The 5981-nt window shown below is 71.8% G+C and carries 6 protein-coding genes; 1 reads left to right on the top strand and 5 read right to left on the bottom strand.

Annotated elements, in window-relative coordinates; all coding sequences use genetic code 11:
* Nucleotides 1-94: 94 nt before the first annotated feature.
* Both miaA and G6023_RS05625 read right to left on the bottom strand, forming a co-directional pair.
* A complete protein-coding gene (gene miaA, locus G6023_RS05630) occupies nt 95-1048 on the bottom strand; it encodes a tRNA (adenosine(37)-N6)-dimethylallyltransferase MiaA (RefSeq protein ID WP_182634373.1) in 954 nt (317 codons plus the stop codon).
* Entirely contained in the window at nt 1045-1779 is a 735-nt protein-coding gene (locus tag G6023_RS05625) for a class III extradiol ring-cleavage dioxygenase family protein (RefSeq protein WP_347570724.1), read from the bottom strand. The genes miaA and G6023_RS05625 overlap by 4 nt, the downstream gene beginning before the upstream one ends.
* 198 nt (nt 1780-1977) lie before the next feature.
* On the opposite strand from G6023_RS05625, the gene G6023_RS05620 reads away from it, so the two are divergent.
* Complete coding sequence (locus G6023_RS05620) at nt 1978-3366, top strand: DUF349 domain-containing protein (RefSeq protein WP_159148210.1); 1389 nt, start codon at nt 1978-1980, stop codon at nt 3364-3366.
* 129 nt (nt 3367-3495) lie between these two features.
* On the opposite strand, the gene G6023_RS05615 is transcribed toward G6023_RS05620, so the two are convergent.
* The 3 genes from G6023_RS05615 to G6023_RS05605 all read right to left on the bottom strand — a co-directional run.
* Nucleotides 3496-4077 carry an Rv2732c family membrane protein gene (locus G6023_RS05615; protein ID WP_096905355.1) on the bottom strand — a complete coding sequence of 194 codons (582 nt, stop codon included), beginning with the start codon at nt 4075-4077 and terminating at the stop codon, nt 3496-3498.
* Nucleotides 4065-5636 (bottom strand): tRNA (N6-isopentenyl adenosine(37)-C2)-methylthiotransferase MiaB, encoded by a 1572-nt coding sequence (gene miaB / locus G6023_RS05610; protein WP_182634376.1) that lies wholly within the window; start codon nt 5634-5636, stop codon nt 4065-4067. Before miaB ends, G6023_RS05615 begins: the two co-directional genes overlap by 13 nt.
* A gap of 26 nt (nt 5637-5662) precedes the next feature.
* On the bottom strand, nt 5663-5981 hold a 319-nt coding region (locus G6023_RS05605), incomplete at its 5' end, for a RecX family transcriptional regulator (RefSeq protein ID WP_182634371.1).

Here is a 5981-nt window from a genome sequence, read left to right as displayed (position 1 = left end):
AGGCTCGCCCGGCCCCCGCGGATGCTCAGCGCGTCGAGTAGGTCGAAGGCCCGGTCGACGGACTGGACCCGCGGCCGCCCGGGTCCGGGGCTGCTCACGGTCGGCCCTCCCCGAGGATCCCCAGCGCGGCCTCGAGCGGGCGGGGTGCGTGGGCGTCGCGTCCGTGGGTGTCGGTGTCTATCCACCGGATCCGGTGATCCCGGCCGAACCATGACCGCTGGCGCCGGACGTAGCGGCGGGTCCCGATCACCGTCCGTTCCTCGGCGCGGGCCGCCCCGGCGTCGTCGATCCGCTGCTGTGCGTCCATCTCGTCGAGCACCTGGGCGTACCCGATCGCGCGCCGTGCGGTGACGCCCTCGAGCAGCCCGACTCCCACGAGACGGCGGACCTCCGGGACGAGCCCGTCGGCGAACATCGCGGCCGTACGCGTCGTCAGCCTCTCGTCCAATTCGGGCAGACCGCAGCGCAGGCCCAGCATGCGCGTGCCCCAGCGCGGCTCCCCGATCGTCGGTCGGGAGGCGGAGAAGGGCTTGCCGGTGAGTTCCACGACCTCCAATGCGCGCACGGTGCGCCTGGGGTCGCTGGGGAGGATGGTCTGCGCGGCCTCGGGGTCCACCACGGCGAGTTCGGCGTGCAGGGCCTGCACCCCGATCTGCTCGAGGCGACGTTCGTAGTGGGCGCGCACGTCCGGGTCCGTGTCCGGGATCGACCACCCGTCGACAAGCGCCTGGATGTACATCATCGACCCTCCGCACAGGATCGGCACGTGGCCGCGATCGCGGATCTCGGAGATCTCGCGTTCCGCCTCGGTGCGGAAGTCCGCGACGCTGGCGGTCTCGGTGACGTCCAGCACGTCGAGCCGGTGGTGCGGGATCCCGCGCCGCTGAGTCGGTGTCAGTTTGGCGGTGCCGATGTCCATGCCGCGGTACTGCTGCATGGCATCGCAGTTGACGATCTCCCCGCCGAGTCGCTCGGCGAGGCCGAGCGCCAGCTCGGACTTCCCCGTCCCGGTCGGCCCCATCACGGCGACGGGAACACGCCCGGTCATGACGGTGCCCCGGGTTCGCCGGGAGTGGCGGCCGGCGCGTCGACGACCACCGTGGCATTCGCGGCGGCCTCCGGTGGCCACCACGCGCTGTGATACCCCACCCCGAATGGCGCCCAGGACAGGGCCTCGACAGCCGTGCGGTCCGCGACGAGGTCCGCCAGGACGCGCCACGCGGGCCGGCTCCACCAGCCGATCTCGTCGGCCACCGGCTCGCCGGGGTCCGGGAGCTCGCCGGAGCTGCGCAGCCATCGGGTCAGCTCCTCGTCGAGGGCGATACCGCGGGGATCCTCGGGGACGGGAGCTCGCGGAGTGAGGGAGGCGGGGCCGTCGGCGACGACGACGACGACGAGGTCGTCCGACACCGGCGTGGGGACGGGCTGCGGTCCCCCGGTCACGCCGACGAACCTCCTCGGGAGGTCGATACCCGCCAGGTCGAGCAGCCACCAGGCGATCAACGCCGGGTCGGGAACCGCAGCGTGCGGCGTCGGCGGGGCACCGGGCGGGCCCACGGGCACGTCGACCCCCCATCTGGAGAGCGAGGAGCGCATGTCCCCAAGACTTCTGCCCGCGTGGTCGGTCCCCAGGACGACGACCCGTGTCGCGCCGCGTCCGGCCCGGCGGAGCATCTCGCATATCGCGGCCACCCCGCTCTCGGTCTCGGCGACCGCAGAGCCGGACAGCTCCGGCACGAGGACCGGCGCTCCGGGGACCAGGACGACAGAGGGGCTCACACCCGGAAACCCTACTGACCGCCCCCGACACCGCGGAACGGACCCGTCCGGGGATACCGCGGGGATACGCCGGACACCCGGGCGGAGGTTGGTACACACTAGGAGGATGCCGTCTCCTCGAAACGGGGCGGCGAGGCGATGACCGGTGCGATCCCGGTGATGGTGCCGTGACACGCGGCAGAAGGAAACGAGGACGACATGACCGAGCAGTCACCCACCGCCCAGGGCGGATCGAGTTCGGGCGGAGCGAGTTCGGGCGGAGCGACCCCGATCCCCGGTCCGAGGCCGGGTGCGCCATCCCCCGCCGCGCTGGCACGCAAGGTGGCACCGCGGCCGACCCCCGCGGGTACCCCAGGGGTCACGCGCGCCTCGGACCCGTCGCAGTGGGGTCGCGTCGACGAGTCGGGCGCGGTGTTCGTCCGGACCTCCGACGGTGAGCGTCAGGTCGGGTCGTGGCAGGCCGGTGCTCCCGAGGAGGGCCTCGCGCACTTCGGTCTGCGCTTCGATGACCTCGCCGCCGAGGTCGCTCTGCTCGAGACCCGTCTCGAGTCCCATCCGCAGGACGCCAGGAAGACCCGCGCCTCGGCGGAGACCCTGGCGGAACAGATCCCCACCGCCGCCGCCGTGGGCGATCTCGATTCTCTCGCCGCGCGTGTGGCTGCGGTGATCGAGCGTTCCGGCGAGGTCGAGGCCGTGTCGAAGCAGCGCAAGGACGAGCAGCGGGCGGCCGCGATCGCGCGGAAGGAGGCGTTGGCGGACGAGGCCGAGGAGATCGGGGCGTCGTCGACTCAGTGGAAGTCCGCCGGGGACCGCCTGCGCGAGATCCTCGAGGAGTGGAAGACGATCCGGGGTATCGACCGCAAGACGGACGACGCCCTGTGGAAGAGGTTCTCCAAGGCCCGGGAGGCGTTCAACCGTCGCCGGGGCTCGCACTTCGCCGAACTGGACCGCAACCGCGCCTCGGTCAAGAAGGTCAAGGAGGACCTGGTGGAGAGGGCGGAGGCCCTGTCCGGGTCCACCGACTGGAACGACACGGCCACGGCGTTCCGTCGTCTCATGGACGAGTGGAAGGCCGCCGGCCGGGCCCCGCGGGATGCCGATGAGGCCCTGTGGAAGCGGTTCAAGGCGGCCCAGGACACGTTCTTCGACGCCCGCCACGCCGCCGCTGCGGAACGGGACGCCGAGTTCGAGACCAACGCCCAGGCCAAGGAGGCCCTGCTCGCCGAGTACGAGGGCCGGATCGATCCTGCGGCCGACCTGGGCGCCGCCCGTTCCGCTCTCCGGCAGCTGCAGTCGCGGTGGGAGGAGATCGGCAAGGTCCCGCGCGAGCGGATGGGTCAGTTGGAGGGGCGTATTCGGGCCCTGGAGAAGCGTGTCGCCGATGCGGCCGACACGGAATGGCGTCGTACCGACCCGGAGGCCAAGGCCCGCGCCGGCCAGTTCTGGGACCGGGTCCACGACTTCGAGGAGCAGGCCGCGAAGGCGGATGCTGCGGGCAAGAACAAAGACGCGGAGAGCGCCCGGGCGCAGGCCGCGCAGTGGAAGGAGTGGGCGGAGGCCGCCGAGAAGGCGGTCGACACCCGCTGACGCGCCCCACCTGCGGCCACCCGCCGACGGGCGACGAGAACCCGCAGACGAGAAGAGCCCGGCCCGTCACGACGGGGCCGGGCTCTTCTCGCGCCGGTCATCAGACGGCGCGACGTCCGGGAGGTCGGTTCAGCGCCCGTCTCCGTGACGGGCGTTCTCCTCGAGCGTGATCTGCTCCGGGGTCCGCGCCCACAGCACACTCGCCAGCGTGATCACCAGAGCGAACACGATGATCTCACTGACGTAGAGGCCGATGCCGGGCCCGCCGAAGTCCTGCACATCGGGATTGGGGCCGCGACCGGACTGGCGGAGCCAGATCGCCAGCACGCCGTACACGGCGGACACGCACGTCGCGCTCCAGGCGATCCCGGCGGCCCACCACTTCTGCGTCATGATCATCGCTGCCCCGAACGCGATGGTGCCCACGGAGTACAGGAGCACGAACAGATGGGACGGCAGGGTCGTGTACTGCTCGCGCGCCACGTCGGTGAAGAACAGGACGTCGAGTCCCCGCACTCCCTCGCTGTGCGGCAGGGCCAGGGCGACGGCCAACAGCACGATGAGGACGGCGGACGCCAGGTAGGCCCGCCCGATCACGAGGGTGCGCCCGAGGACGCGGTCACGGTCTCGCATCTCCGATTCCGCGTTCCGGGTGACTTCCATGATCCCCGCGATCGGATCGGGGCGCTCGTCGGTGCTCACGTGGGGCATCCCTTCTCGGTGGTGACTGGGGCGCTGACGGTGTCGCGCCGGAGCGTGGGAAGTCCGAGCCCGACCCCGATGGGCGGGGTCTCGGGTTTGTGGCCCGCCTCGTGACGATCGCCGGCCCGGGTGGCCCGGTGGCTGAGCACCCCGTCATCGGCGAGCAGGTGGTGCGGGGCCGCGGCGGTGACACGGGTGGTCACCACATCTCCCGGACGCACCCGGTCGGCGTGGTCGCCGATGGGGGCGAAGTGTACGAGCCGACCGTCGCGGGCCCGACCCGTCATCCGGGCGGTGGCCGCGTCCTTGCGGCCCTCGTCGGCGGTCACGAGGAGCTCGACGACGCGCCCGACCTGCTTCTGGTTCTCCTCGAGGGTGATGCGCTCCTGGAGCTCGATCAGGCGCTCGTAGCGTTCCTGGACCACGGCCTTGGGGATCTGGTCCTCCATGGTGGCCGCGGGGGTCCCCGGGCGGGGCGAGTACTGGAAGGTGAACGCGCTGGAGAACCGCGCCTTCTCGACCACGTCGAGGGTGGCCTGGAAGTCCTCCTCGGTCTCCCCGGGGAACCCGACGATGATGTCGGTGGTGATGGCCGCGTGCGGCATGGCCGCGCGGACGCGCTCGATGATCCCGAGGAAGCGCTCGGACCGGTAGGAGCGTCGCATGGCGCGCAGGACGCGGTCGGACCCGGACTGCAGCGGCATGTGCAGCTGGGGGCAGACGGTCGGTGTGGAGGCCATGGCCTCGATCACGTCGTCGGTGAACTCCGCCGGGTGCGGCGAGGTGAAGCGGATCCGTTCGATCCCCTCGACCCGGCCGGCCGCCCGCAATAGTGAGGCGAAGGCGCCCTTGTCGGAGGGCTCGTCGGGGTCGTGGAAGGACCGCCCGTACGCGTTGACGTTCTGGCCGAGCAGCGTGACCTCGAGGACGCCCTCGTCGGCGAGCGCCTGCACCTCGGCCAGGACCTCGCCGGGCCGACGATCGACTTCCTTGCCGCGCAGGGACGGAACGATGCAGAACGTGCAGGTGTTGTTGCATCCCACGGACACCGAGACCCACCCGGCGTACGACGACTCGCGGGTGGCGGGCAGGGTCGACGGGAAGTGCTGCAGGGAGTCGGCGATCTCCACCTCGGCCCGCTCGTTGTGGCGGGAGCGGTCGAGGAGCGTCGGCAGGTGTCCGAGGTTGTGGGTGCCGAACACGACGTCGACCCACGGTGCGCGGGACACGACGACATCCTTGTCCTTCTGCGCGAGGCACCCCCCGACGGCGATCTGCAGGCGGGGGTTCGCGTCCTTCCACGGCCGCAGGTGACCGAGGGTGCCGTAGAGCCGGTTGTCGGCGTTCTCCCGGACCGCGCAGGTGTTGAACACGACCAGATCGGGAAGGTGACCTCCGGCCGGATCGGCGTCGCCCTCGAAGGGGACGTACCCCGCGGCGTCGAGGACCCCGGACAGACGCTCGGAGTCATGGACGTTCATCTGACATCCGAAGGTGCGAACCTGGTAGGTCCGGCGGGCGTCGCCCTCGGCATGCGCGTCCTGCGCCGCCGCCTGCAGGTCGGTCACGAGAGTATCCACGCAGGCCAGGGTACTCAGGGCGATGCGTGGGCCGCCAATTCGGCGTCCACGACTTTCACGGCCAACCCCGTCGGATAACCCCGCCGGGCCAGGAACGCGATGAGCCTGCGCCGCTCGCCCTGCACGTCCGGCCCGGACAGTGCGGCGCGCGGCCGGCGATCCAGCCGACCGCGAACCAGTTCGGCGGCCTGCCGGCGGTCATCCGACTCGTCGATCTCGCCGACCGCCCGGGCGATGTGCGCCTCGGCCACGCCCTTGTCCCGCAGCTCACGCTCGAGGGCGCCGCGCGAACGGCCGCGGCGTCTCCTGCGGCCACGCACCCACTCCTCGGCG

Source organism: Dietzia sp. DQ11-71 (genome assembly GCF_014144995.1).
GTDB lineage: Bacteria > Actinomycetota > Actinomycetes > Mycobacteriales > Mycobacteriaceae > Dietzia > Dietzia kunjamensis.
The sequence above is the reverse complement of the archived record's forward strand: the minus strand, read 5'-3'. Positions and strand labels throughout refer to the sequence as shown.